Annotated in this window: 22 protein-coding genes and 2 tRNA genes; 23 read left to right on the top strand and 1 reads right to left on the bottom strand. The window is 38.8% G+C overall.

Going from position 1 to position 26,175, the window contains the following annotated elements:
- The first annotated feature begins 27 nt into the window (after positions 1–27).
- The 18 genes from MS6x_RS16870 to mgtE all read left to right on the top strand — a co-directional run bounded on the left by MS6x_RS16870 (position 28) and on the right by mgtE (position 18,979).
- Positions 28–2,064 carry an HD family phosphohydrolase gene (locus tag MS6x_RS16870; protein ID WP_482603692.1) on the top strand — a complete coding sequence of 679 codons (2,037 nt, stop codon included), beginning with the start codon at positions 28–30 and terminating at the stop codon, positions 2,062–2,064.
- A 241-nt stretch (positions 2,065–2,305) separates the two neighbouring features.
- A tRNA-Ser gene (locus MS6x_RS16875) sits at positions 2,306–2,393 on the top strand.
- A gap of 38 nt (positions 2,394–2,431) precedes the next feature.
- Positions 2,432–2,506, top strand: a tRNA-Pro gene (locus tag MS6x_RS16880).
- A 589-nt stretch (positions 2,507–3,095) separates the two neighbouring features.
- Complete coding sequence (locus MS6x_RS16885) at positions 3,096–3,803, top strand: Crp/Fnr family transcriptional regulator (protein WP_482603694.1); 708 nt, start codon at positions 3,096–3,098, stop codon at positions 3,801–3,803.
- Positions 3,804–4,100: 297 nt separating this feature from the next.
- Entirely contained in the window at positions 4,101–4,508 is a 408-nt protein-coding gene (locus MS6x_RS16890) for a PepSY-like domain-containing protein (protein ID WP_482603696.1), read from the top strand.
- 102 nt (positions 4,509–4,610) lie between these two features.
- The gene (locus MS6x_RS16895; RefSeq protein WP_482603698.1) at positions 4,611–5,930 is read left to right on the top strand and encodes an aspartate aminotransferase family protein; all 1,320 of its coding nucleotides are present in this window, start codon (positions 4,611–4,613) and stop codon (positions 5,928–5,930) included.
- Complete coding sequence (locus MS6x_RS16900; RefSeq protein WP_482603699.1) at positions 5,927–6,868, top strand: carbon-nitrogen hydrolase family protein; 942 nt, start codon at positions 5,927–5,929, stop codon at positions 6,866–6,868. The genes MS6x_RS16895 and MS6x_RS16900 overlap by 4 nt, the downstream gene beginning before the upstream one ends.
- A 9-nt stretch (positions 6,869–6,877) precedes the next feature.
- A complete protein-coding gene (locus MS6x_RS16905) occupies positions 6,878–7,285 on the top strand; it encodes a VOC family protein (protein WP_482603701.1) in 408 nt (135 codons plus the stop codon).
- 3 nt (positions 7,286–7,288) lie between these two features.
- Positions 7,289–10,039: an aminotransferase class I/II-fold pyridoxal phosphate-dependent enzyme gene (locus MS6x_RS16910; protein ID WP_482603702.1), complete on the top strand. Its 2,751-nt coding sequence runs from the start codon at positions 7,289–7,291 to the stop codon at positions 10,037–10,039.
- A 10-nt stretch (positions 10,040–10,049) separates the two neighbouring features.
- Positions 10,050–10,244 (top strand): hypothetical protein, encoded by a 195-nt coding sequence (locus tag MS6x_RS16915; RefSeq protein WP_482603704.1) that lies wholly within the window; start codon positions 10,050–10,052, stop codon positions 10,242–10,244.
- Positions 10,226–11,626, top strand: a complete 1,401-nt coding sequence (locus tag MS6x_RS16920; RefSeq protein ID WP_482603706.1) for a biotin carboxylase — start codon at positions 10,226–10,228, stop codon at positions 11,624–11,626. Before MS6x_RS16915 ends, MS6x_RS16920 begins: the two co-directional genes overlap by 19 nt.
- A gap of 74 nt (positions 11,627–11,700) precedes the next feature.
- Positions 11,701–13,056, top strand: coding sequence for an NAD-dependent succinate-semialdehyde dehydrogenase (locus MS6x_RS16925; protein ID WP_482603707.1), 1,356 nt, complete (start codon positions 11,701–11,703; stop codon positions 13,054–13,056).
- A gap of 185 nt (positions 13,057–13,241) precedes the next feature.
- Positions 13,242–14,348: a magnesium/cobalt transporter CorA gene (corA, locus tag MS6x_RS16930; RefSeq protein WP_482603709.1), complete on the top strand. Its 1,107-nt coding sequence runs from the start codon at positions 13,242–13,244 to the stop codon at positions 14,346–14,348.
- Between the two features lie 105 nt (positions 14,349–14,453).
- A complete protein-coding gene (locus tag MS6x_RS16935) occupies positions 14,454–15,155 on the top strand; it encodes a hypothetical protein (protein ID WP_482603711.1) in 702 nt (233 codons plus the stop codon).
- A gap of 260 nt (positions 15,156–15,415) precedes the next feature.
- Positions 15,416–15,991, top strand: coding sequence for a mechanosensitive ion channel domain-containing protein (locus tag MS6x_RS16940; protein ID WP_482603712.1), 576 nt, complete (start codon positions 15,416–15,418; stop codon positions 15,989–15,991).
- Between the two features lie 57 nt (positions 15,992–16,048).
- Positions 16,049–16,837 (top strand): mechanosensitive ion channel family protein, encoded by a 789-nt coding sequence (locus MS6x_RS16945; RefSeq protein ID WP_482603713.1) that lies wholly within the window; start codon positions 16,049–16,051, stop codon positions 16,835–16,837.
- A gap of 3 nt (positions 16,838–16,840) precedes the next feature.
- Complete coding sequence (locus MS6x_RS16950; RefSeq protein ID WP_482603715.1) at positions 16,841–17,644, top strand: CBS domain-containing protein; 804 nt, start codon at positions 16,841–16,843, stop codon at positions 17,642–17,644.
- Between the two features lie 21 nt (positions 17,645–17,665).
- The gene (gene mgtE / locus MS6x_RS16955; protein WP_482603716.1) at positions 17,666–18,979 is read left to right on the top strand and encodes a magnesium transporter; all 1,314 of its coding nucleotides are present in this window, start codon (positions 17,666–17,668) and stop codon (positions 18,977–18,979) included.
- An 861-nt stretch (positions 18,980–19,840) separates the two neighbouring features.
- Here the strand turns inward: mgtE and MS6x_RS16960 are convergent.
- Positions 19,841–21,895, bottom strand: a complete 2,055-nt coding sequence (locus MS6x_RS16960; protein WP_482603717.1) for a helix-turn-helix domain-containing protein — start codon at positions 21,893–21,895, stop codon at positions 19,841–19,843.
- A gap of 441 nt (positions 21,896–22,336) precedes the next feature.
- Here MS6x_RS16960 and MS6x_RS16965 point away from each other — a divergent pair, with 441 nt between their 5' ends.
- From MS6x_RS16965 to MS6x_RS16985, 5 genes are all read left to right on the top strand, one after another.
- On the top strand, positions 22,337–22,462 hold the full coding sequence (locus tag MS6x_RS16965) for a hypothetical protein (protein ID WP_482603719.1): 126 nt from the start codon (positions 22,337–22,339) through the stop codon (positions 22,460–22,462).
- Positions 22,463–22,548: 86 nt separating this feature from the next.
- Positions 22,549–23,205, top strand: a complete 657-nt coding sequence (locus MS6x_RS16970; protein WP_482603721.1) for a hypothetical protein — start codon at positions 22,549–22,551, stop codon at positions 23,203–23,205.
- A gap of 140 nt (positions 23,206–23,345) precedes the next feature.
- Positions 23,346–23,996, top strand: a complete 651-nt coding sequence (locus MS6x_RS16975; protein ID WP_482603722.1) for an ankyrin repeat domain-containing protein — start codon at positions 23,346–23,348, stop codon at positions 23,994–23,996.
- Between the two features lie 21 nt (positions 23,997–24,017).
- Positions 24,018–25,118 (top strand): acyltransferase family protein, encoded by a 1,101-nt coding sequence (locus MS6x_RS16980; RefSeq protein ID WP_482603724.1) that lies wholly within the window; start codon positions 24,018–24,020, stop codon positions 25,116–25,118.
- A gap of 101 nt (positions 25,119–25,219) precedes the next feature.
- Entirely contained in the window at positions 25,220–26,152 is a 933-nt protein-coding gene (locus tag MS6x_RS16985; protein WP_482603726.1) for an NAD(P)-dependent alcohol dehydrogenase, read from the top strand.
- Positions 26,153–26,175 lie beyond the last annotated feature (23 nt).

Consider the following 26,175-nt stretch of genomic DNA (forward strand, 5'->3'; position numbering starts at 1 on the left):
GATCTAGGTTAATGAAATTTCTGCCCATTGGACAATCTTTATAAAAAACAGTCGCACATTTTTAAGCTATTGCTTTACATAGCATCTGTGGGTCTCATAGTTTTTTTCTTCCCGAAAGGAGGTAAATTTAAATACGAATTCCAAAAAGGAAAACCTTGGCAGTTTGAAAATTTATACGCACCCTTTGATTTTTCTATTCAAAAAACCGAAGATGAACTCGCCAAAGAGAAACAAGCAATTATAGATAATCAAACACTATATTACAGATACGACGAGAAAATCGTAAAAAATGTGGTTAGTTCGTTGGATACGAAGTTTGATGCTCAATGGCAAAATAGCGGATTTAAGGAGAAGCAAAAAAATAAATTAAAAGCTACCGCAACCATGATTCTTGATATCATTTATAAAAATGGTATTCTGGACCCGATGGAAACTACGCCAAAGGGGAATTCCATTTTCCTTGTAGTCAATAATGAAGCAAGAAAGGTGTCAGGTTCTGATTTCTATCGTATAAGTGATGTAAATCAATCAATAGAAGATGTCCTTGATAAACAAGGATTATCCGTATTTAACGATGAATTTAAGTCATTATTCTTTGACTTAATCACTCCAAATGTTACACTGGATAAAGAATTAACCGGCAAAACATTGGAGGATGCCCTTTCCAACTTATCCTACACAAGGGGAACCGTAGATGAAGGAACGCTCATTATTGCAAAAGGTGAGGTGGTAGAAGCGGATAATCTAAAAATGTTAGCGTCTTTAAAATCGGAATATGAGTCCGATCTTTGGACAGATTCCAATTCCTATTATATACTGGTTGGTTACACCGTATTGGTGGCACTGGTTCTCTTAATGTTATTCCTGTTTCTTAAGAAGTATCGACAAGAGGTATATGACAACAACACCAAGGTAACCTTTATTTTTTTCAATATTCTATTATTGGTATTTGTAACCACGTTGGTGGTCAACTATAATGAAGCTCTTGTCTTTGTTGTCCCTTTATGTATTCTTCCGCTTATTCTTAAAACCTTTTTTGATGCCCGTTTGGGTCTTTTTGTACACGTACTAACCGTTTTAATTCTCGGGTTTGTTGTTCCAAATAGTTTTGAATATATTTTTCTACAGATTATAACAGGTATCGTCACTATCCTTACCGTATCTGAGCTTTACAAAAGAGCAAATTTGTTTGTTTCCGTTGGTCAGATTACATTAATCTATATTGTAGCTTATTTAGCCTTTCACACCATTCACGAAGGTAATTTGGACAATATCGAATGGTTTACCCTTAGTTTGTTCCTGTTAAATGGGATGATCACACTTTTTGTACAACCGTTGATTTATATTTATGAAAAAATATTCGGTTTGGTTTCCGATGTTTCGTTGCTAGAGTTGTCCGATACGAACTCAAAATTGCTAAAAGAGCTCTCTAATAAAGCACCCGGAACGTTTAATCATTCTTTACAAGTGGCTAACTTGGCAGAAGCCGCTGCTAATGGAATTGGAGCCAATGCCATGTTGGTCAGGGTAGGAGCGTTGTACCATGATATCGGAAAAATGGATAACCCAACCTTTTTTACGGAAAACCAAATTACCAATGTGAACCCTCATGATGAAATTAGCCCTAAGGAAAGTGCACGGATAATTTTAAATCATGTAATTAAAGGAATAGAATTAGCCAGAAAAAATAATATTCCGGATAGGGTAGTGGATTTTATACGCTCGCATCATGGTACATCTTTCGTGTATTACTTTTATAAGCGACAATTAGAAATTGATAGTGAGGTGAACGAAGATGATTTTAGGTATCCTGGCCCGTTGCCCTTTTCAAAAGAAACAGCTATTCTAATGATGGCCGACTCAGTAGAGGCAGCTTCGAAGAGCTTAAAGAATCCTACCTTTCTGATGATAGATGAGTTTGTAGAAAAAATTATTACAGGTCAAATGAAATCCGATCAATATATTAACGCAGATATAACATTTAGAGAAATAGAAACAATTAAGAAAATATTTAAACTTAAACTGACGAATATTTATCATCTACGTGTAGAATACCCAGAGTAGATTATTTGGTTTAGGATATATTGATTTTCTTCCTGTATTTATGGAAATTTATTTGAATTTGCTATCCTACAATTTAGAAGATTTCTGTACCGTGTTGATTATCAATTCTATTTGTTGGTAGTTCGTAAGGTTATCTTGATCTATGAAAATTTTAATGAAAAAGTTTTTAAAATAGTTGGTTTATAGTGTTGTAAAAATGTACATTTGCAACCGCTTTAGGGCGATGTTCATATTAACAAAAGGAGAGGTGCCTGAGTGGCCGAAAGGAACGGTTTGCTAAATCGTCGTACCCCAAAAGGGTACCCAGGGTTCGAATCCCTGTCTCTCCGCAAGTATCTGTGAGAGACAGATAATTAAGATAACCATTCGGGGTGTAGCGTAGCCCGGTTATCGCGCCGCGTTTGGGACGCGGAGGTCGCAGGTTCGAATCCTGCCACCCCGACTAATTGAAAGTAAAACCCTGATAATCAATTGATTATCAGGGTTTTGTATTTTTAAGAGTACTGCCAAAACGTACCAAAACGTTACAAATTATATATCGAACGTGTCCTATTACGTGTCCTATTTTTATCAAAGATCTTCTTAAGTTCTGTGCATAAAGGGTTTTAATATTTGAGTTCTCGGGGAACTCGGACGAGAACTTTAAAATGATTTTTGGATATGAGAATATATTTATTACTAAGGTCTAGGCGTATTTAGAACAAATTATTAGTGTCCCGTAAAAGGTCAATTAAGGAAACTATTAAATGAGATCAAGAATGGGATACTCTTAATAAAGATTTTATTGTTTAGGAAAATTGTTTTGTAAAAAGGCCTAATAAAAAAACTATTAACATCCTGTAAACGAATCTTTTTATAGCCTTATAAACTAAAACTTCTGTTATCTGAAAAGTCCTAGGAAAGCATTTGGATTAGTATAAATAGCAATTTCACCTAATACCTATATAAACCCTTTTTAAAATCATTTTTGTTCATAGTAGATTTAATTGGGTTCGTATTTTAGTACCTTACGGAATAAAGCATTCAAGCTTATGAACAAAGATAATCCAGATTTTAGTCAATATCAAAAAGTGCTTCGGAACTCCGCTTTTTTTGAGGATTCCAGTACTGCTTCGATTGAGAACCTACTGGATTTAATGACCGCTGAGGAATGGAAGGTAAAAAGCTTTAAAAGCAGTTTGGAAGTTTCATCTACGTTTCATGTAATTGTTACTGGTCGACTTAAAGTATTTAAATCAAACCCTGATTCTGGTAGGGAACATACCGTTTTTGTCTTGTCCTGCGGAGATGTTTTCGATGTCTTGTCCCTGCTCGATACAAAACCACATGATGTGTATTGGGAGGCATTAGACACCCTTGAAGTCCTGAAAGTTTCTATGGAACGAATGCGTTTTTGGGTCAATCAAAATCCTGCAATGCATAAGGCTATAATTTACTATTTGGGAGACCGTATGCGACAGCTCATGGATATAGCCACTGACGTTACCCTTCATAGTACCTTAGTTAGACTGTCATCATTGCTGCTTAAAAACATAAATGGAGAAACAAGAAAACTTGAACTGATCAATAACCTGCCCAATGAAGAAATTGCAGGGCTTATTGGTACTACACGTGCAGTTGTCAGTAGGCATATTCAAGAACTAAAGCGGTGTGGCGCGATTTCTGTAAGCCGAAAACAAATAAATGTAAAGAATCTAGAGTTATTATTATCCATAGCCGAAGAAAAACATACTCCCTAATACCCTTGTTTAAGTGGCTTCCCGTTCCAATATATGAGTCTTCCATATTTTTTAAAACCACAATTTAATACAAGTGCTACCTAGGTAGCTGTTCTGACAAGCATAAAGACTTAAATTCAAATACTTGGTTAAGTTAATTCTGCTTCATTCTACCAGAATATCTAAATCGTGATACATCTGTTCCGTTTTTGAACTTAAAAAAGTTTTGGGTTGAGGCTTCAAGTCTTGCCGAAGTTCCAGTAGAATTTATATTGCACCAAATCGAATAGTAACCTTAAAACAAAACTTAACTAACATATGTCCTTATTGTTAAAGCGTTTATTAAGACGCAAGAAAACGTATACAAATCCTATTGTTTTAAACTCATTTAAGTTAAAATTTCCAACTGCAACAAATGTTTTATGGCAACAAGTGGATGTTTTTAAATGGCATGTCAATTTTACCGTGAAAAAGAAAAAATGTACGGCTTTGTTCGATAGTAATGGCACATGGATGGAAACAATAACCTTAGTGCCCTTGGATAAAATTCCAAAACGTTTAAAACTAACCTTGGATGAAAAAGATAATAAGGACGGTCTTCAGAAAATCTACCATATTCAAACTCCGGATAGTAATATATATGAGTTGAATTTAAACAATGGGCTATTTACGCTTAAACTGCTATATGATTTCTCAGGTAAAATTATAGGCAAGTTGTTACTGTAGAAGAAGGCTTCCACTTTAAAGTTTGGTAAACTTTTTAATAACCGAAAAATAATTGTAGGCCATATTATTAAGCGTGCATAATAGAAAACGAAATTAAATATTATGATTAAACAAGTAACTAAGTCACAAGAACTTTTTGAAAGGAGGAAAAGGGCTGTAGCAAATGGGGTTGGAGTGTTCAACACCGCTACTGTACAGCAAGCGAAAGGCGCTATCATCATTGACGCGGATGGCTGTGAACTCATCGATTTTGCAGGGGGTATAGGTGTCGTAAATGCAGGGCATTGTCCAGAACCCGTTGTTGCCGCTATCCGGGAACAGGCTGGAAAATATTTACATACCAGCTTCAATGTAGTGACCTATGAACCCTACATTCAACTTTGCGAAGAACTGGCTGAAATTCTTCCACATGGCGAGCAAACAAAAGTGATGTTGGTGAGCACGGGAGCAGAAGCTGTTGAAAATGCAATTAAGATTGCGCGGCAAGCTACCAAAAAGCAAGCTATCCTTTGTTTTACGGGTGCTTATCATGGGCGCAGTATGATGGCCATGAGCTTGACTAGCAAAGTGAGTTATAAATATGATTGTGGTCCTTTTGCCCCAGAAGTGTATCGATTGCCTTTCCCCAATTTTTATCGCTATCACGGGCAGCGTGATATGGATAAGTTTGTGGACGACGAACTCAAAAGACTTCATGAGAGTGCTTTAAACTTGGTAGACGTCAAAAGTGTTGCCGCTGTTATCATTGAGCCGATACAGGGCGAAGGCGGTTTTAATGAAGTTCCCCAAAGATATTTGGAGGGCTTGCGCGCCTTTTGTGACGAACATGGTATTATGCTGATTATTGATGAAGTTCAGAGCGGATTTTGTCGTACCGGGTATTGGGCCAGTTGGCAACACTATGGGGTAGAACCAGACATTAGTACGTATGCAAAATCTATGGGATCCGGACTGCCCATTGGTGCGGTCATAGGTAAAGCTGAAATTATGGATGCCGCGGCCATCGGATCAATAGGTGGTACCTATATTGGGAGTCCCATTTGCTGCGTTGCTGCGTCGGCTACCATAAAATACATGAAAGACATCAATTTGAACCAGCGTGCCGTTGAAGTTGGGAATACGATTTCCACCCGATTGAAAAACCTTATGCACGAATGTCCAGAAATAGGTGATGTTAGGGGCATTGGCGCCATGATCGGAATTGAATTTGTCAAAAACGGAGATCCCAGACAACCCAATACTGAAGTTTGCGGTAAAATCGTAAAAGGCTGTGCCGAAAACGGATTGGTGGTATTGAGCGCGGGCACATATAAAAATGTAATCCGTATACTTTCCCCCCTTGTGATTACAAACGAAGAGTTAGATAAAGGATTATCCATTTTGGAAAATGAAATTAAAAAGGCTTTAAGCCAAAAATTATGAGACCATTTGCAATAGCAGGAATACAGATGAAAGTATCGGCGGTAATTTCCAATGTGGAAATGATGAAGCTGAAAATCGATATTACCATGAACCTCTATCCATGGATAGAAATGATTATGTTTAGCGAGTTATGCGCCTATGGCCCATTGACACATACCGCCCAACCGATTCCCAATAATTTTGAGGCCGAAATGCAGGCCATGGCCAAAAAATATGGGATTTGGCTACTACCTGGATCTATATTCGAAAAAAGCGAAGGCAAAATTTACAACACGGCGACGGTAATCAATCCGAATGGCGAGATTGTTACCCGATATCGTAAAATGTTCCCGTTCTACCCCTATGAAGTAGGTGTTACGCCAGGAGATGATTATTGTACGTTTGATGTGCCCGGTGTTGCAAAATTCGGCGTATCGATTTGTTACGATATGTGGTTTCCAGAAACTATCCGAACATTGGTATCTATGGGTGCTGAGGTCATTATGCATCCTACAATGTCAGGAACTATTGACCGGGATATCGAATTATCCATCGTCAGAGCCATGGCATCTGTAAACCAATGTTACTTTTTTGATGTGAATGGTCTGGATACAGGAGGTTGTGGGCGCTCGATAGTTTGTGGCCCCGATGGAAGGGTGCTACATCAATCAGAAGGTACGGAAGAAATCATTCCGATTGAATTAAATATAGAGCGGGTTAAAAGAAGCCGAGAATTGGGCATCTTACGCCTAGGGCAGCCTTTGAAAAGTTTTCGTGACCATTTGAAAACCGGCAAGTTTGATATCTATCAGCCAGCCGCTGAAAGTCCATATTTAGATTCTCTTGGCCCGTTGATCAAACCAACAAGATTGGACAAACTAACTGAATTAAAAATCAAGGAAACCAGTCTTGAACAAGTTGCTTCAACGGTTCATTACAAAGGCGATAACTTAATTTAAAATAAAACTATGGGAGGTATTCGAACAAGTAAGAAGAAAAATCAACTAGCAATTAAGGATTACGTAAGTTGGTTTGAAATACCTGCCATAGATTTTCAACAGGCAGTCAATTTTTACAATCATATTTTTGATATTTCATTGGAGCAAAACCAGACAGATGTCAATGCAATGGCCTTTTTTCCTTCAACAACCGGCGTGGGTGGTGGTATTGTAGCAGGGCCTGGATATGTGCCTAGCGACTCTGGTCCATTGGTATATTTGAATGCGGGAAAAGATTTGAGCATTGTATTGAACAAGGTAGAAGAAGTAGGCGGGCGCATTATAATGCCCAAGACACTTATTAGTGAAGATATGGGGTACTTCGCCATTTTTATCGATTCCCAAGGGAACAAACTTGCCCTATATTCTAAAAACTAAATTGTGATAAAAACTAAAATTAAGAATGCACCATACTACAATATAGGTCAACTGCGTGTTGATTACTGGAACAAACTAAAAGTTATAACGGCCGAGTTGGCGAGATGTCACAAAGGTTCGAGGAATGAAAAAGAACATATTGGCGATACCAAATCGCTCTTGAAAGATTTAAAAGGGGTCGAAGTGTATTTTGCGGCTCCCGGTATGACGCGCCTTCAAAAACTTGAACGTGCACTTTCAAATCATGAACATACTTCTTTGGCCAATTTGGTGTCCGAGACTACAAAGCAATTAGTAGGCGATAGTTATAAGAGCAATCCCGATTTTATAGACTTTGATGAACACAGTATCGAATCGGTTGAGGCTCACGAACAGTTGAATACAGTCCGGAAAAACCACTTTGAGGTCTTGTTTGTCGATAATATGTCGATTGAGGAAGAAAAAGAACTGAAACATAGCTTTGGAAAACTACGTGCCCCGCACGATAAATTTACCTACGGTATCGTGGTACAACGGTCTTTTCAAGATGCCATGATAGCTTTGCTTTTTAACCATAATATTCAGGCCGTGGTAGTGCGGTACGCGCCACCGTATCATTCCAAGCTCGTTACACCTCTCATTAAGCCTTACATACAGCAGGTAACAAAGCTAGATTATGCATCGGTTTCAGAGAATGATCTGGGTCCCATAATAGGAAGCTTGATCAAACAATTCAGGCCTGAATTAGATGCGTATTACGTTACGGATACTTCGTTGGGGCGCTTAAAGGATAATACCATAAAAAGCTTCAGACGTATCTTCTATCAGACGGAAGATATTCAAGAATTACATTTAACCATTATGAGGGGGGTTGCGGAACGCTACAACACTCCTTTTTTCTCCGCTTTGGTAGAATACAGCCAAAAGCCGACAGGGGTATTCCATGCGATGCCCATTTCCCGTGGAAATTCGGTTTTCAAATCAAGATGGATCAATGATTTTGGCGATTTCTACGGAAGAAATATGTTTTTGGCGGAAACCTCGGCAACCACTGGAGGTTTAGACTCCTTGTTGCAACCTACTGGGCCAATCAAAAAAGCTCAGGAAATGGCTAGTGATGCCTATGGTTCCCAACATACCTACTTTGTTACAAACGGAACCTCCACGGCGAATAAGATTGTAATGCAAGCCTTGGTACAACCTGGTGATGTAGTACTTATCGATAGGGATTGTCATAAGTCGCACCACTATGGTCTGGTTTTATCAGGTGCCTATCCGGTGTATCTAGATTCTTATCCCATCGAAGAATATTCCATGTACGGAGCGGTACCCTTGGAGCAGATAAAAAGTAAATTAGTAAAGTTGAAAGAAGCGGGAAGGTTGAACAAGGCTAAAATGCTGTTGTTGACCAATTGCACTTTTGACGGACTGGTGTATAATGTGGAAAGAGTGATGGAAGAAGTCTTGGCCATCAAACCCGATATGATTTTTTTATGGGATGAAGCATGGTTCGCTTTTGCCGGCTTTGCTACTAATTACAAGCAACGTACGTCTATGTTCGTAGCCGGTAAGTTATATGAAAAGTATAAAAGCAGTGCCTATAAAAAAAGGTATGCGGAGTACATTAAAACGTTGAAGCCAGATAAGATATCCCTTTTACCGGATCCAGATAAAGTGCGTGTCAGGGCATATGGCACACAAAGTACACACAAAACCCTAAGCAGTTTTAGACAAGGTTCCATGATTCATATCTGGGACCAAGATTTTAGACGAAAAAGTGAAGAAACCTTTTTAGAAGCATATATGACACATACTTCTACTTCGCCCAACTATCAGATGTTAGCGTCGTTAGATGTAGGTCGACGTCAAGTACAATTGGAAGGTTTTGAGCTGGTGGAAAAAAGTATTGAAATGGCCATGGTACTGCGGGCTAAAATTAATGACAATCCTCAATTGAGCAAGTATTTTGACATCCTTACGGTGGCAGATTTTATTCCTTCCGACTATCGTCAAACGGGTTTGAAAGAATACTATTCCAAAGAAGACGGTTGGAACCGGATGGAGGAAGCTTGGGAAGAAGACGAATTTGTCTTAGACCCTACCAAAATAACCTTACATATTGGTAGAACAGGTGTGGATGGCGATACTTTTAAGAATAAGTACCTCATGGATAAATTCAACATCCAAATCAATAAAACATCTAGAAATACGGTGCTCTTTATGACCAATATAGGCACTACGCGTGGGAGCATTACCTACCTGACAAATGCGTTGTTACGAATTGCCGATGAATTAGATGAGGAGTTTAACTCTTTAAATTCCAAGGAAAAGGAAATTCTCCAAAAACGGATACATTCCCTAACGACAGAAGTCCCGCCTTTGCCTGATTTCAGTTATTTCCATCATTCGTTTCAAGCAGTTCCTGGAGTGCCGGGAGGTAATATCAGGGCCGCCTATTTCTTGGCTTACAAAGAAGAAAACTATGAATACGTGCCTCTTAAAAATTGCTTGTCCACAATGGAAAAAGGGAAGGTGCTGGTTGCATCTACCTTTGTAATCCCATATCCTCCCGGTTTTCCGGTATTGGTGCCTGGTCAGGTAGTGAGCGAAGAAATTATCAACTTCCTAACAGTTTTGGATGTTAGTGAAATACACGGGTACAGGGCAGATCTTGGATTGAGAGTGTTCAAAGAAAGTGTTCTTGACCGCCATAAAACAACAACGTCCATGGGCTCCATGCGAATGAACAAAATAAGTAAACCAACTAAAAAATAAAAGAAAAGATATGAGCGCGAAAAAAGTAATTCCAACGGTAGAAAAGACACCAGTCACTGCCAAGAAAACCAAAGCAGTAAAAAAGGCTCCCGTTAAGGTCAAAAAAGCTGCCATAGTTAAAAAGAAATCGGAACCAGAAATGCTGAACGGTGTAGCCGATATTCGAAGATTTTTTATAAGAATGAGGTGCCCTTATATTTTATAAGTGCTACCAATTTTAATATGTTGGGAGCGGATGAATGGATTAAAGGTTTTAAGTTTATCTGTCATATTGAATGTTTTGATGGGCAGCATCCCAATGTTTTTTCCCCAAAGGAAGAAATTCCACATGATGAATTTACAAGTATAGAAGATATCAACAACTACCTCTTGCAGCACCCTGAGGTGCAGGATTATTTAAAGACCCGTAAAACCGGCAAGACTACAGGGAAGGCGATGTTCTTGATGTTTGATGAAAAGACAGAGAAATTGGCTAAAAAATTGGGCTTGCAAGTCATGTTCCCTACAGCCAAGATGCGAACCTTCATGGATAATAAAGTGAACACCAACCGTATCGCTGAAAAGGCAGGTGTGCCATGTGTGCCCTATGTTTTAACTCCGGTAACGGATTATGCTCACTTGAACAAAGTATCTAAATCCCTAGGAACCGATCTGGTTATCCAAACCCCTTTCGGAGATTCTGGTCATACTACATTTTTCATTTCCAATGAAAAGGAGTTTAAAAAGCATGAAGCGGAAATTGTGAAAGAAAAAGAGGTTAAAGTAATGAAGCGTATCAATTGCAAGGGTTCTGCCATAGAAGCCTGTGTTACAAGACATGGTACCATTGTTGCCCCATTAATGACCGAACTTGTAGGTTTCAAGGAGATGACACCGTACAAAGGCGGCTGGTGTGGTAATGAGATATATCCCAACGCATTTACCCCTGAACTGAGAGCAAAAGCGACAAAATACACCCAGCTTTTTGGCGATCAATTACGAAAAGAAGGCTATAAAGGCTACTTTGAACTTGATTTCCTGATTGACCAAGACAATGGAGAAATTTACCTAGGCGAATTAAATCCAAGGGTTACCGGGGCAAGTTCCATAACTAATCATGCAGTATTCGCACTGGCTGATGCACCCCTCTTTGTATTCCATATTCTGGAATGGATGGATGTTGATTATAAGTTGGACGTGAAAGAACTGAACGCACGTTGGACCAAACAAGAGAATATTGACGGATGGAGCCAATTGATTATTAAACATACGGAAGATACCATTGAATATGTATCGGAAGCTCCAGCGTCAGGTATTTACAAGATGTTCGATAACGGCCATATTCAATTCGATAGGATGGATACCCACAGAAGAGCTGTAGAAACCGAAAGTGAAGCTTTCTTTTTACACATTTCAAAGAAAGGGGATTACCTCTATGAAGGTGCCGATCTAGGAATTTTAGTTTCAAGGGGTCGTATGATGACGGATGATTTCAAATTAAATGCTCGAGCAAAAAACTGGATAAAAGCCATTCGTTCAAAATATACCACCGAGTTGGTTGAGGACAAACGAAAGCAAGTGGTGCTTACGGGAAGTCTCACAAAATAAAAATATGAGTTTGGATGGCTAAAGGGAATACTAACGGTCATCCCATCCAATTTTACATATAGCCTTATAAAACAATGGAGTTCAAAAGTATAAATCCTTATAACAATCGTGAAGTTGCTTCTCATACAGCACTTACTAAAGAAGCAGTTACAGCTAAACTGGATAATGGATGGGAGGCGTTCCAGACTTGGCGAAAAGTACCGCTTTCAGAACGTACAAAGCTGCTAAAAAAAGCAGGTCAGATATTGCTGGATAATGTTGAAGAATACGCAAAAATGATTACCCTCGAAATGGGAAAACCCATTTCAGAGTCACAGGCAGAAGTAAATAAGTGTGCTTTGGTATGCGATTACTATGCGGAGAATGCCGCAGCCTTTTTGGCCGATGAAATCATTGCCACTGATGCAGCCCTCAGTTTTGTAAGACACGATGCCATAGGAAGTGTTCTGGCCATCATGCCATGGAACTTTCCGTTCTGGCAGGTTTTTAGGTTTGCGGCACCAACGCTAACTGCGGGTAATACGTGTTTACTGAAACATGCGCCCAATGTTTTTGGCTGTGCCAAACTGATAGCGGAAGTTTTTGTAAAAGCAGGATATCCTTCTGACGTATTTCAAAACCTGATTGTGCATCACGACCTAACGGAACATATCATCTCGCATGATAGCGTGCGGGCGGTAACCTTGACCGGAAGCGAAAGGGCAGGCGCTGCCGTTGCGGAAATTGCGGGCCGACACATCAAAAAATCGCTTTTGGAGCTTGGTGGGAACAATGCTTTTATTGTTTTAGAAGATGCAGACATAGACAAAGCTGTAAAAATAGCAATCACGGCCAGAATGCTCAATTGCGGACAGAGTTGTATTGCGGCAAAACGCTTTATTCTAGTGGAAGGTATCTACGACGAATTCGTTTCTAAATTTACTAAAGCCGTCAACGAGTTAAAATCTGGCAACCCGATGGACGAAACAACGCAAGTAGGCCCTCTGGCGCGAAAAGATTTGGCAGACCAGCTCAACCGTCAAGTTAAGGAGTCTGTAAAACAAGGAGCCAAAATATTGCTTGGAGGTAATCAACAAGGTTGCTGCCATGAGCCTACCATTTTGGGGAATGTAGTACCTGGAATGGCCGCTTTTAACGAAGAGACCTTTGGGCCTTTGGCAGCTATGATAAAAGCGAAAGATTTAGATCATGCATTCGCACTTTCAGAACAATCCAGATTGGGTCTTGGAGTAACTGTATGCACAACAAACACAGAACTAGCACTAAAATATGTGGATAGGGTCAGCGATGGCGCCTATTTTATAAACGAGTTGGTAAAGTCAGATCCAAGATTACCTTTTGGCGGAACCAAAAAGTCTGGCTATGGCCGTGAACTGGCTAAGGACGGGATGATGGAGTTTGTAAATAGAAAAACGGTGTATGTAAAATAATAACCTTGAGCAAGGAATAAAGCCTCCAAAGGTTTAAGATGATATGTCAATAGCCGTCCTAGAGAAATAATCAAGTTTTTTTTGCTTTTGGTGCGACTTGAACAATTAGCGAGCAAGGACTATTCTTTTGGCGTTTTATTCTAATCCGACAGCCTTTTTAAGATGAGCCATTTAAACCATAACCTATGAAGTTCATAACCAAGAATATTCTCATACCTACCAAAACAATGGCGAGATTTGTCCATAAGCGTAAAGAAGATATAGGTCTGTCTCCAGATGACATATCCTTCAGGGGTGAAAAAAAAATGGACAACGTAGTTCTTAGAGTTGTTGATTACGATTCGGAGAACCTTTCAGAGCAAATAATCCAGAACATCGATAATGTGCTTGAGCGCAAAAATAAACCCACAGTAACATGGTTTAATATCGATGGGCTACACGATTCTAACCTAATCGAAGAAATAAGTAAAGGGTTTGATTTTGACAAACTTATTCTTGCCGAAGTTATGGATACGCATTCAAGGCCAAAGGTTCATGATTTTGGGGATTGTATTCTATTATCCATTAAAATGCTGCAAGAAAATGAAGCGGGCAATATTATTTCTGTGGAAAATCTAAGTATCGTTTTGACCGATTCAATTGTACTTTCCTTTCAAGAAAAAAGGGGAGACGTTTTTGAACCTGTACGCGAACGTATCAGAAACCAAAAGAAACGAATCAGAACTGAAGGTACCGATTACCTAGTTTTTGCTTTGTTGGACATTGTGGTTGATAATTACATCTATCTCATAGGTATTTTGGGAGAAAAAATAGAAACCCTAGAAGAAACCCTGTTGGAAGAACCAAGAAAAAGTGTAATTGATGAGATTTATACCTACAAGCGGGAAATGAATTTTTTGAGAAAGAATATCACACCGGCAAAGGAAATGATTCTGGCCTTATCTAAACTGGAATCCGAATTAATTGAGGAAAGCTCACATATACATTTTAAGGAATTGTTGTCCAATATTAATCAAGCGGTAGATACATCGGAAACCTATCGCGAAATTCTTTCTGACCAGCTGAATATATATCATACCACTATCAGTAGTAAACTGAACGACGTAATGAAGTTCCTGACCATTTTTTCGGTCATATTCATTCCCCTGACCTTTATCGCCGGTATTTACGGTACCAATTTCGAAGTAGTACCCGAACTGAAATATCAATATAGCTATTTTATCATGTGGGGAGTAATGATAATTGTGGCGGCCGGAATGCTTCTATATTTTAAAAAACGAAAATGGTTTTAATATAATTTGTTTTGATATGAAATGAGCCATAATAACTCTTGATGTCAACCGAGATGTTTAATGGCGAATTACATCTGCACTTTAAAAAAAATAAAATTTGAACAGATGAAATCACGATTTAAAGTAGAACGACTTAGTTTTAAGACTATCCAAGAATTGCCCGATGCATGGACAAACCAAGATTATAGCAACTTGTTAGAAATCATGGATTATGGCGATACGTCTGAATTAACACCCCAAGAGTTTAAGGAACTGTGTTTAATGTCATTGACCGATTATGAACCGGAAGGTGCGGCCAAAATTGTTTTGGAATATGTTTTAAAGGATAAATTGACAAAGGGTCAAATAGAAAATCTTGCCAACGAAATGTTAGATGAAAAAATGTGGGAAGAGTATGCAGACCTTGCGCTTCATGAGGTGTTTTTCAATGTAAATCAATTGCTCTATGAAGCCTATAACGGAAAATTTCCACAGCCCGATGCGGTAAAATTTCAGGTCAAGGTTACTGCGTTTAAAAAGGATGGACTGTCGGTATTCCAACATTTTTCTGAAGCATCTTTGATAAGGTTACTTGTTGCCGGAATGCCGGATAACACCTTAATATTTAGGCTGTTCGAAGAACAAATCGATGGGGAAGAGTTTAAGGATGCCAAGGATATTATTTGGCAACTGAAATCCGAAAAGAACGGTGACCAAGAAATCGTATTTGATATTATCTCGTCAACCTATTGGTTTCATGATTTTAAATATGTTGAAGACTTTGAAGCTGAATCGCATGCTGATGAAACTGAAATCAAAACTGAATAGCACCTGCCTTTGAAATCTTAAAAGGTGCGATTTACGATGACAGCTTCCAGTATTAATGGTTTTTCTCTGGCAATTCTATTATGAACAATATACAAGAAGCTACTAAAAAGGGTGTTAGTGATTATCTTACCCGATACTTTGGTTGAAATGCAGTGGTGTCTTGCAACATCTAATGAAAAAAAGAGAATAGTATAATCGGAAAAACTATACTTGTATAGATAGAGGAAATAATTATATTACCGCTCGTAACAAACTTACCAATGGAATTATATTATACTAAAATCATAGAATCACTAGTAGTAATTACACTATTCATTCTTGTCCGGTTTATAAGCAATAAGTTAATAAACAGGACAATTACTGATAAGCATGTACAGAAATCTAGAAGCCAGCTGATTAAAAGAGCCATTAATTTTATCTCACTCACTTTATGTCTTATTATCCTCCTAGTTATCTGGGGTGTTAAGCATTCAGAATTGGCGGTTTTCGTTGGTTCTGTACTTACCGTCGTAGGTGTTGCGATGTTCGCACAATGGTCAATACTGTCCAATATTACTTCCAGTATCGTCATATTTTTTAACCACTCGGTGAAGATTGGGGATTCAATCGGTATTATGGAAACTAAGGATTACGAAATCAAGGGTGAAGTAATGAATATCGGATTATTCTTTGTAACACTTCAAATGATGGATACCCAAGAAGAAATAACATTGCCAAATAGTATATTTATTCAAAAGACGATAAAAAAGTTAAACGAAAATAGTCCGGTGATTAAAGATACCGTAGAGATTAAAAATGAGGCGGTAACCAAAGATAACGTAGTAAAAACAGAATAGTCTCTATTGTAAATTTATATAATGTATCGCTACTAATTAAGATTTCAATTCATAAATATGAAAGATATTCAGGACATTTTTCAAAATCTCAAAAGTCAATTTCTGGAACTGGTTCCAGACATCTTAGTGTCCCTCTTAGTGCTTATCATAGGATACTTCGTTGCGCGACTTGTTAAATACCTAGTCAAGAAATTCTTCGGTTATTTAGGGAATTTAGCTAGAAGAAAATTCACTAGTATCAATTTCAAACAGGCTGGTTCATTCTTGGGAACGGCCTTTTTCTGGTTGATTATGTTCTCCAGCATCCTTCTCATAACCGATATTCTTGGGCTTACCGTTCTAACCCAGTGGTTTCAAAGCATCATACACTATGTACCGAACATAGTTGCAGCCATATTGATTGTATTTGCCTCAATTGTGCTTGGTAATCTAGTTTCTGACGCACTGCTTTCCGTTGGTAAACGCACCGGTATCAGGTATAGCACTACACTAATAAGAATCATAAGATTTGTACTTCTATTCATGGCCATTGTAATAGCTTTGGATCAGATCGGGATAGAAATATCGTTACTTATTAATATTATCGACATTGTACTTGCCGCTTTGCTATTTGGTGCCGCTTTGGCCTTTGGTTTGGGCGCACGAACATCTATCAGTAATATTCTAGCGTGTTACTATCTTCGTAAACGCTACAAAATTGGCGATGAGATACAAGTAGGTAAAACCAAGGGGATTATTATAAAAATCGATGCTACCAATGTAGTGATGGACAACGAAATCGGTCAGGTTACAATTCCTGCAAAACTGTTTAATGAGACCAAGTCTTACTTAATTAAAAAAGACTAAGCAATGAACGCAAATCAGACCGTACTCAACGATTTCATAACCAAACATCCATTCGCAGCCGCACAGACTCTTGAGCTTTTGCCTAATGAAGAAATCGCATCGTATTTGGAAACCTTGACTCTGGAAAAAACTACTACCCTTTTCAGCCTTATGAATAGTAATAAGGCCGCTGGAAGCTTTTTACTACTTTCCTCCCGCAAAACCAAGGAATTATTGGAAAGAGGTGATGTATCGCTCCTGGCTTCCCTATTGAAACGTATAGATACACCAGGGCGAAATAAGTTATTAAACGTTATTTCATCCGATAGAGCTAACGACATAAACCGTCAGCTTGAAGTCCTTCCCAACACCATTGCTTCAATTATGAAAACGGCGGTTATCGTAACCAGGCGTGTGACTGTAAATGATGCGCTTCAACTTGTAAAGAGAAATACTGGAAAAGAGGAGTTTTATCTGTATGTTGTGGATTTGGAAGGTGTTTTCATAGGTATCGTAAGACCTACGGAACTCCTTAGGGCAGAACAGAATGACGCCATCGAAGATTTGATGATTACAGATATACAGAGTTTCCTAAAAGATATACCTGTTAAAAGCATTTTGGCCCATCCGGTGTGGCACGAATATCAAGAAATACCTATTCTAGATTCATCAGGTAAGTTATTAGGGAAATTACCCCATCGGGGCCTATTAAAACATGTAAACACCCCTGGTAAAAATGCAAGTAACGAAATTGCTGCAACGGGGAGCGCTATCGGCGAACTTTATCGCATAGGTCTTGCCGGATTATTACAAGGTGGCGAAAAATAATATGGATTAAATGTAACTGAAATGAAATCAAACACCGATAACCTAGAAAAGCTTTTAAGAAAAGAGTACCTCACAAAATTTCCAAAGGATGCAGCACATACCTTAGATTCACTTTCAACGGTTTCAATTTTAGAATATATAAAGGCATTACCTATTGAAAACGCTAGAACATTGTTCTTCAATTTGAATATGGAAACTATCGATGAATTGATTCTGCAGCTTGACGACGAGCTTTTCAAAGAGCTTTTCACCAAGGTGGATACACATTCGGCTGCTCGTATACTTTCACGATTCGATAAAAATTTAACTCATAAAAAACTGCAACTACTTCCCGATATCGTATCTAGGGAAATTCTGGATTTTTTGAATTACAATGAAGGTACGGCAGGTTATCTAATGGAAACTGATGTAACCACATTTTATATGGACGATTCGGTGGAAGATGTGTTAACCAGAATCAGAAAAACAGGAAATCGTAGGTTGCTGGTCATTTATATTATTGACAATGAGAGTAAATTGATAGGAAAAGTACCAGTGCATTACATCGCGATATCAAGACCCGATAAAAAGCTTAAAGACCTTATGGACAGTGCACCGTCTATCCCTGCACTCGCATCAAGGGAGGAAGTATTGGAAGCCATCGAGAAAGCAGACCTATTACAGATACCCGTAACGGATATCAACGACCATCTTCTGGGTATTATCAGAAACGATGCATTAATGTCGGCCTCAAAGGAGGAAATAACAGAAAATCTACAGGCAATGTTCGGTGCAGGTCGGGAGGAACACGCGTTGTCCAAAGTCTCATTAGCGGTCAAAAAAAGATTGCCGTGGCTTCAAGTGAACCTAGCTACCGCGTTTTTGGCATCCTTTGTCGTTGGATTATTTGAAGATACCATTGCACAGATTACCATACTAGCTATTTTTCTACCGGTTGTTGCAGGGCAATCTGGTAATACAGGTTCTCAGGCACTGGCGGTTACCATAAGAGGTCTGGCATTAAAGGAAATTAGGATTTCACAATGGTTCAGAGTGGCTAGAAAGGAAATCATGGTAGGTTTTATAAATGGTGTGGCGGTCGCCATTACCACGGGCACTATAGTTTACTTTTGGGCAGACTCTGTCGGCATTGCAATAGTAATTGGTATCTCGATGATATTATCGATGCTTATTGCAGGTTTTGCTGGTGCTATAATTCCAATAGGCTTAAAAGCAATTGGACAAGACCCGGCAACATCCTCCTCTATTATTTTAACAACGGTTACCGATATTTGTGGTTTCCTGAGTTTTCTGGGATTGGCCTCTGCACTGTCATCTGCCTTGGGTATCGTCTAACCCTAGAGTGAATCTCGATAACCAAACATTGATGATGAAAAGGATTATGTGCACACATTTTCAAGATTCATAACAAAGGAACGATTGTTGGGACTTTCTCTTTCCCTGGCAATTAGGGCTAAATGGAATAAGGCTATAAAAAATTAATTCCAACTCTGGTAAGTTAAGTTTTAAAGCAAAAAGTAAGAGTAATTAAATTTGAATCGATTAACATCGTTTTGGTATACCTTTCATATCTTTAAGGTACGAAAGCGTCAAAACGCTGAGAGACATGTCCTTAGACGTGTCCTATTTAAGAAAAAATATTGTACTAAGTTGATTATGAAAGGAATAGGGTAGGGGTTTCTAACTCTGCCACCCCGACTAATACATTTTAAAACCCTGTAAATATTTAATTTACAGGGTTTTTTGTTTTTAGACCTTACGCTAAAACAGTTCAAAACAATACAAAATTCATATCGAACGTGTCCTATTTTCATCAAAGATCTATTTAAGTTCTGTGCATAAAGGGTTTTAACATTTGAGTTATCGGGGAATTCCGATTCGAACTTAAAAGTGATTTTTAAATATCAGGATCAAGCTATTTCTTTTGGCTAAATGGATACATATCAAGTTGGCGGAACTTTTAGCAGGACATTGAACGAAACAACCGTACTATACCTTAAATAGGACATCCCGAAAGAAGATTCTACGCTTGGGGCAAACCGTCTTTAAAACGTCTTTTTTACTTGGCTATTAATTTTCTAATTTAAGCTGACCTTTATTTATAGCAGGCAGCACGTAATCGGTAATCATGTTGTAAGGCATACTATTCTGCTCCTCAATTGGTTTTTCTAAAGGTTCAACGAGAGGAAGCGTTGATTAGTTTATTAATCTTTTTTCGAGTAGTGATTTTCTCAGTTGTTTCTGATTTTCCCAAAATCTATCCTTAATTTTTTGCATAATACCGGCAAACTCTGGATGAGTTTTCAACGCTTTAATTAGTGGTTCATCTTCAATTAATAAAAACCAATACAGATAATTCTCTGTTTCGGAAAATATTCTAAGCTGTTCGATAGCCTCATTGATTTTTCCTTCATAAGCGTATTTCCAAACCAGATTCACACTTCTATAAATCGATTGATCCCTTTCGCAGTATTTAGAGAAATCGTTAAAAAATTTCTCGGCTTGGGTGTCTAAGCCCATCTTTTTATAGACCAGTGCAATTTTGGCGTTTTCCTCTAGATAAATATCCAGTCCATTCGCTTCCCTGGCTTCGACAAATTTTTTATAATGGGAATAGGCACTGTCATAATTTTCCTCGATATAATACAACTTCCCGATGTTCTGTAAAATATCAAGCCGAGTGGTATCCTTCTTCCATTCGTTTATTAGCGAATTTCTGGTCCGCCCAATGTTACCATCGCCGGCGAACAGTATAAATGCTTTCAAAAGTGGCGCATAATAATTTTCAGGGTGGTAATCCAACGACTTATTGATGTATGTTAAGGCCTCATTTATAAATCCCGATGACACAAGGGCGTTACTAAGCTGTAAATAGGTAAGGCTCTGAGTAACGGAATCATTGGCAACAGTAAGCCGAACCCCTTTCAAGGCGTACTCTAGGTATTTATTGGTATTGGGAAGCATATGAGAATAAAATTCCGCAAGCATTTGTACTGCCAGCGATGAATTAGGATTATACTCCAGCGCCTTATCAAGATGTGGCAAGGCCAATTTGTACTCCTTTGTTTGTATGTAGTAAAAGGCCTTGGCCACCAAGCTTTCAGCGGATTTTGAATCATAAAGTAAGGCCTTGTCCGCATAGCTATTGATCTTTTCGGTGTACTGTTTCTCTATTTGAAACATTTCGAGAAGATAGTATGAAATAGCGATGTTGGCATAAGCTAGGGCAAACTCCGGATCTTGCGCTATGGCCTTTTCGAATAATGAAATGGCTTTTTCCAGGCCTTCATTGGTCCTTGAATAATAGGGATCTAATGCTTGCAGGTAGTAATCATACGCCACCAGATTTTCAGTAGGCCTTTTTTCAATTTGCTCCAATTCGGCCGGTGTCACGACTGCTTCAATTGCATCGGCAATTTTCTTCGCGACATCATTTTGCAAAGTAAAGACGTCTACTACTTCTTGATTGTACTGTTCCACCCAAATGGGTGTATCCGATGAAGCTTCGATCAATTGAACATTGAGCAATACCTGATCTCCGACGCGTTGACCACTCCCTTCTACCAAATAGTTGACATTTAGTTCTTCGGCTATTTCTGGAATACCCTTGTCTGTTTTTCTGTATTTCTCTACGGAAGTTCTACTGATGACCCGCAAGGCTTCAATTTTCTGAAGGTTGTTCAGCGCAGATTCCATAAGTCCATTTACGAAATAAAGGTTGGTGGAATCCGCACTTTGGTTTTTAAAGGGCAATACTGCAATGGATTTTTCAATTTTTGGTTCATTTATAGCATCCTTTTTATTGAACAGCATTATGGCAACAGCTATCAATGCTAAGGATGTTGCAGCGATAAGCGGCCAACGGTATTGCTTCAAAAAGTTGGTTTGGACCTTTTCTGTTTCCATCACCACAGTACCTTTTCCAACTTCGCCAGGGGAATATCCGTACTGTTCCCGAAAGCATTTAATGAAATAGGAAGTGCTTCCAAAACCTACTTGATATGAAATTTCGGAAACCGTTGAAGCATCTTCCTTTAACAGATTCATTGCTTCTTTAAGACGGACTTGACGTATAAACTGGCTTGCAGAAAGCTGTGTCTGTTTCTTGATCTTGCGGAGCAGGTTGGATCGGCTCATGTTCGTAGCTTCCGCAAGTTCGGACACCCCAAATTGTTCGTTGGCCAAATTCTCTAGAATTAGGGCTTCCGCTTGTTCGATAAAGGTTGGTTTTTTGGACGCTGGATTTGACATGTTGTTTTTTTGCTGGCTCTAAATTAGGGAAAATCTAGAGAATTATGCGTTATCGCCAACGGCCATCGATTTAGTGGAAAAAGCATCTTTTGCATCATAAGTTACATCGCTGCGCCATAATTTTCATGGCCTCCTGAAACTTTACATAGTTCTCCGCATAGCTCATACGGGTTGCTTCAAGTTCTATAGCACCTTTGTAACATCAATAATTATAATAAACAATTTAAAACTTAACAGCATGAAAGCATCAGTCAACAGAACAGCAACGGAATCTAAAACAGGACGGTATTTCTCATCCTTTAGCGGAAGCAAAAGAAGCCAATGGGCACAGTATAGAAACTTTAACCGCTAATCACGGCTTGAAATAAATAGTAATCAAATAAAATCACAGTCATGAAATCGAAGATTCACGAATACCTATAAAGATTAAATAACAAAGCCATGAGTAAAACGTACATCTATCAATCGCCAACGGAATCTAAAAGGTTCACTTTCCTTACCCACTTCAAGGACAGCAAGAGAATCCGTTGGTCACATTCCAGACCTTACCTTCATTTAGAAGCCTAGTTTGTTGGTTTGGAAAAAGGGGTAGGCCCTAATCAAAGTCTATCCCTTACCACAACAAAATTATAACAATAATTAAAAATGTAATTATGAAATCAAAGATTCACGAATACCTATTAAAATTAAATAACAAAGGCATGAGTAAAACAATCAAAAAACAAATTATGTTAAAAATAGCATGTATTGCCTTTACTCTAGTATCTGCAATGGCATTTGCACAAAACAATACGAACACCCAAAACAGCTTTAACCGAGATGGTTTTATGTTCGAATTTGGTCTAGGTGGTGGTATAATCAGTATAGAAGATAGTGCTGGAACTCAAAGTTTTGATGATACCCAAGGCGGCGGCACTTTTCCTGAATTAAAGTTTGGCTATATGCTAAACAACCGTTTAGCCGTTACCGTTTCTGCACCTGGAATGATTTACACGCTTAATGATAACGACAGGCACTTTGGAGGCATTATACCTTCTGTTCAGTACTGGGTAAAAGACCGGTGGTGGATACATGGTGGTGCCGGTTTGGCCTTAGATGGCCCTGCCTTATATGATATTGAAGATAACATAAATGACGATTGGAATACAGGTTTAGCTGTTATGGCGAGCACGGGTTACGAAGTGTACAGAAAAAACAAATTTGCCTTAAACGTCCAATCCAAATTACTCCTGGGTGGTGTAAAGCTAGATAATAATAATGACAGAGAGGTGGTGCAATTTAGTTTAGGAATTGGCTTTAGCTGGTTTTAATCATTGGCACCGCCAAAGGGTATAATGCCCCAAGCCTTGCCTCGAAATTAAAAGTCAATTTCCTACGAATGCATTGCGGGCTTGCCCCGAGGTCGTTTACTAAAGAAAAAATAAAAGCAATAATCAAAAAAAATATAATCATGAAATCAAAGATTCAAGAATACCTATTAAAATTAAATAACATAATCATGAATAAACCATTTAGAATTAACACATTAAGAACCTTGGGATACATGTCATTAGGCCTTCTTTTACTTACGACCGCATGTGGTCAAACCAGCAGTAAATCAAAAACCGAAGTAACCACCAGTACCGAAACCAAGTCGGTAGTTGATGCACCAGAAATGGATATACAAGCAGCGATACTATCGGACAATCTTGAAGCCGTTAAACAGCATATTTCGGCAGGGACAGATTTGAACAAAAAAGACCCAATGACAGGGGCCACACCACTAATCACGGCAGCGAGCTTTGGTAAGCATAAAATTGCGCAAGCCCTTATTGATGCCGGTGCGGATTTAACGGCTAAAAATAACGATGGTGCAACAGCTTTGCATACCGCCGCATTCTTTTGTAGAGTCGAAGTCGTACAGTCACTTATTGATGCCAAAGCCGATAAGTCCGCTAAAAACAACTTTGGTATGACACCAAGGGAAAGTGTTATGGGGCCATTTGCAGAAATAAAACCTATTTATGAAATGCTTCAGCAACAATTAGGGCCGATAGGTTTACAAATTGAGTTGACGGAAATCGAAAAAACCCGTCCGGTCATAGCAATGATGTTGCAATAATCCATTTTAAAATTAAACACGATGAAAACTGAAAGAAGATATGATATTGATTGGTTACGAGTTATTGCAATTGGCCTGCTGCTCATCTATCATATTGCCATCATATTTCAACCATGGGCCATGTTCATAGGGTTTATCAGGAGCGATGAGTTTCTAGAAGGTCTATGGAAACCCATGACCATGCTGAATGTTTGGCGGATTCCGCTTTTGTTCTATGTCTCAGGTATGGGGCTCTATTTTGCCATGCGTAAGAGAAACTGGAAGCAATTGCTTCTGGAACGGACAAAGCGTATTCTTTTACCCTTCGTCTTTGGCTTTGTAGCCATAACCACCTTACATATGTATATTTTTCAGACGTATTATGATTTGCCGTTGGGCTATTATCCGCATGTAGGGCATTTATGGTTTCTAGGGAATATTTTTGCATACGTCCTACTGTTACTGCCCTTATTTTTCTATCTGAAAAAGAACGAGAATGGAAGATTTAAAAACGGCTTGTCCAAATTCATGGGCAATCCTGTTGGGCCTTTGTCAATTTCTTTATTCTTTGTAGTTGAGGCCTTGCTGGTAAAACCATCATTGTTCGCTTTGTATGCAGAGACCTGGCATGGCTTTTTTCTTGGATTGCTCGCCTTCTTTTTTGGTTTTCTCTTTGTGTACAGCGGTAAAACCTTCTGGCAGACCGTTTTAAAATGGAGGTATTTCTACCTCGCTATAGCAGCCGTTCTGTATAGCATAAGATATTTTGAGTACGCAACTGAGGCACCCGGTTATCTTACGGCCATAGAGGCCAATTGTTGGATTTTTGGAGTATTCGGTTTTGGTTATAAGTACTTGAACAGACCAAGTAAAATCCTAAGTTACCTAAGCCAGGCAGCATATCCCGTGTACATCATTCACATGTTCGTGCTTTATTTTGGGGCGATGCTCATATTACCTTTGCAAATGCCCACAGTGCTAAAATTCATAGCTATTACTGCCTTTACGAGTATTATTTGCTATCTTTTATACGAGTTTGTTCTTCGGAGAGTTGTTTTTTTAAGGCCTTTTTTCGGATTGAAATGGACATTTAACAGATCTAAACGCCTAGCTGCAAAAATCGTATCCGAATCAAAAACATGACGGTTTGTGCAGTTTCACGTAGTTGACACTAGACAGTTCCCCCTATAGTTAATAAAGTCAAATTTGTTGTACAAGACGAAATAAAAATGCTTGTTAAAGTTATGAAAGCAGCCATTTATAATACATACGGCCCACCCAATGTTATCAGCTTGGCAGAGGTAGAAAAGCCGCAGCCCAAGGATGATGAAATCCTTATCAAAATACATGCAGCTACCGTGACATCCGGAGACGTTCGTTTGCGTGGTTCAGATTTTCCGCCATTGTTCTGGCTCCCGGCAAGGCTGCTATTTGGTCTGTTCAAACCAAAAAAGAAGATTCTCGGGCATGAATTGGCCGGAAGTATCGAAGCAGTTGGAAAGGATGTAACCAAGTTCAGAATAGGCGATAAGGTGTTTGGAACAACCACCATGCTGAAGACAGGTTCTTATGCTGAATACATCTGCCTGCCACAAGAATGGAAACATGGGGTTGTCGAAAGGAAACCGGTAAACTTGAGTTTTAGGGAAGCTGCCGCCTTACCTGTGGGTGCGATGACTGCCCTGTTCCTCCTTGAAAAAGCGTACCAAAGTCTCGGTATAAAAGCGGGAGGGAAGGTATTGATTTACGGTGCATCTGGAAGTGTAGGAAGCTATGCCGTTCAAATCGCAACTCAGTATGGTGCAACCGTCACTGGGGTATGCAGTGGTTCTAATTTTGAAATGGTAAAATCATTGGGCGCTAAAAACGTAATAGATTATAAAGTAGAGGATTATTCACGGCGTGAAGAAAAATTCGACATAGTTTTTGACGCTGTAGGAAAGACCACAAAATCAAAGTTAAAGAAAGGATTACATGCCAAAGGCGCTTTGGTTTCTGTAAAAATGTTGACAAAAGAAAAAAGTGAACATATAGAACAGATAAAGGAATTTGCAGAAAAGGGAAAGTTAAAACCATTTATTGACAAAACCTATGCGCTAAATGACATTGTAAAGGCACATGAATATGTTGATTCAGGACGAAAAAGGGGGAACGTTGTCATTGATATCATACAATAACAAGAGTATTTCGTTCAATATTC

The sequence above is a fragment of the Maribacter sp. MS6 genome, from assembly GCF_056839185.1.

What these genes read in the sequence shown, in the direction of transcription:
- MS6x_RS16885 (WP_482603694.1), top strand. Translation starts at nt 3,096, where the DNA reads ATGAACAAAGATAATCCAGATTTTAGTCAATATCAAAAAGTGCTTCGG.
- MS6x_RS16890 (WP_482603696.1), top strand. Translation starts at nt 4,101, where the DNA reads ATGTCCTTATTGTTAAAGCGTTTATTAAGACGCAAGAAAACGTATACA.
- MS6x_RS16895 (WP_482603698.1), top strand. Translation starts at nt 4,611, where the DNA reads ATGATTAAACAAGTAACTAAGTCACAAGAACTTTTTGAAAGGAGGAAA.
- MS6x_RS16900 (WP_482603699.1), top strand. Translation starts at nt 5,927, where the DNA reads ATGAGACCATTTGCAATAGCAGGAATACAGATGAAAGTATCGGCGGTA.
- MS6x_RS16905 (WP_482603701.1), top strand. Translation starts at nt 6,878, where the DNA reads ATGGGAGGTATTCGAACAAGTAAGAAGAAAAATCAACTAGCAATTAAG.
- MS6x_RS16915 (WP_482603704.1), top strand. Translation starts at nt 10,050, where the DNA reads ATGAGCGCGAAAAAAGTAATTCCAACGGTAGAAAAGACACCAGTCACT.
- MS6x_RS16925 (WP_482603707.1), top strand. Translation starts at nt 11,701, where the DNA reads ATGGAGTTCAAAAGTATAAATCCTTATAACAATCGTGAAGTTGCTTCT.
- corA (WP_482603709.1), top strand. Translation starts at nt 13,242, where the DNA reads ATGAAGTTCATAACCAAGAATATTCTCATACCTACCAAAACAATGGCG.
- MS6x_RS16935 (WP_482603711.1), top strand. Translation starts at nt 14,454, where the DNA reads ATGAAATCACGATTTAAAGTAGAACGACTTAGTTTTAAGACTATCCAA.
- MS6x_RS16940 (WP_482603712.1), top strand. Translation starts at nt 15,416, where the DNA reads ATGGAATTATATTATACTAAAATCATAGAATCACTAGTAGTAATTACA.
- MS6x_RS16945 (WP_482603713.1), top strand. Translation starts at nt 16,049, where the DNA reads ATGAAAGATATTCAGGACATTTTTCAAAATCTCAAAAGTCAATTTCTG.
- MS6x_RS16950 (WP_482603715.1), top strand. Translation starts at nt 16,841, where the DNA reads ATGAACGCAAATCAGACCGTACTCAACGATTTCATAACCAAACATCCA.
- mgtE (WP_482603716.1), top strand. Translation starts at nt 17,666, where the DNA reads ATGAAATCAAACACCGATAACCTAGAAAAGCTTTTAAGAAAAGAGTAC.
- MS6x_RS16960 (WP_482603717.1), bottom strand. Translation starts at nt 21,895, where the DNA reads ATGTCAAATCCAGCGTCCAAAAAACCAACCTTTATCGAACAAGCGGAA.
- MS6x_RS16965 (WP_482603719.1), top strand. Translation starts at nt 22,337, where the DNA reads ATGAGTAAAACGTACATCTATCAATCGCCAACGGAATCTAAAAGGTTC.
- MS6x_RS16970 (WP_482603721.1), top strand. Translation starts at nt 22,549, where the DNA reads ATGAAATCAAAGATTCACGAATACCTATTAAAATTAAATAACAAAGGC.
- MS6x_RS16975 (WP_482603722.1), top strand. Translation starts at nt 23,346, where the DNA reads ATGAAATCAAAGATTCAAGAATACCTATTAAAATTAAATAACATAATC.
- MS6x_RS16980 (WP_482603724.1), top strand. Translation starts at nt 24,018, where the DNA reads ATGAAAACTGAAAGAAGATATGATATTGATTGGTTACGAGTTATTGCA.
- MS6x_RS16985 (WP_482603726.1), top strand. Translation starts at nt 25,220, where the DNA reads ATGAAAGCAGCCATTTATAATACATACGGCCCACCCAATGTTATCAGC.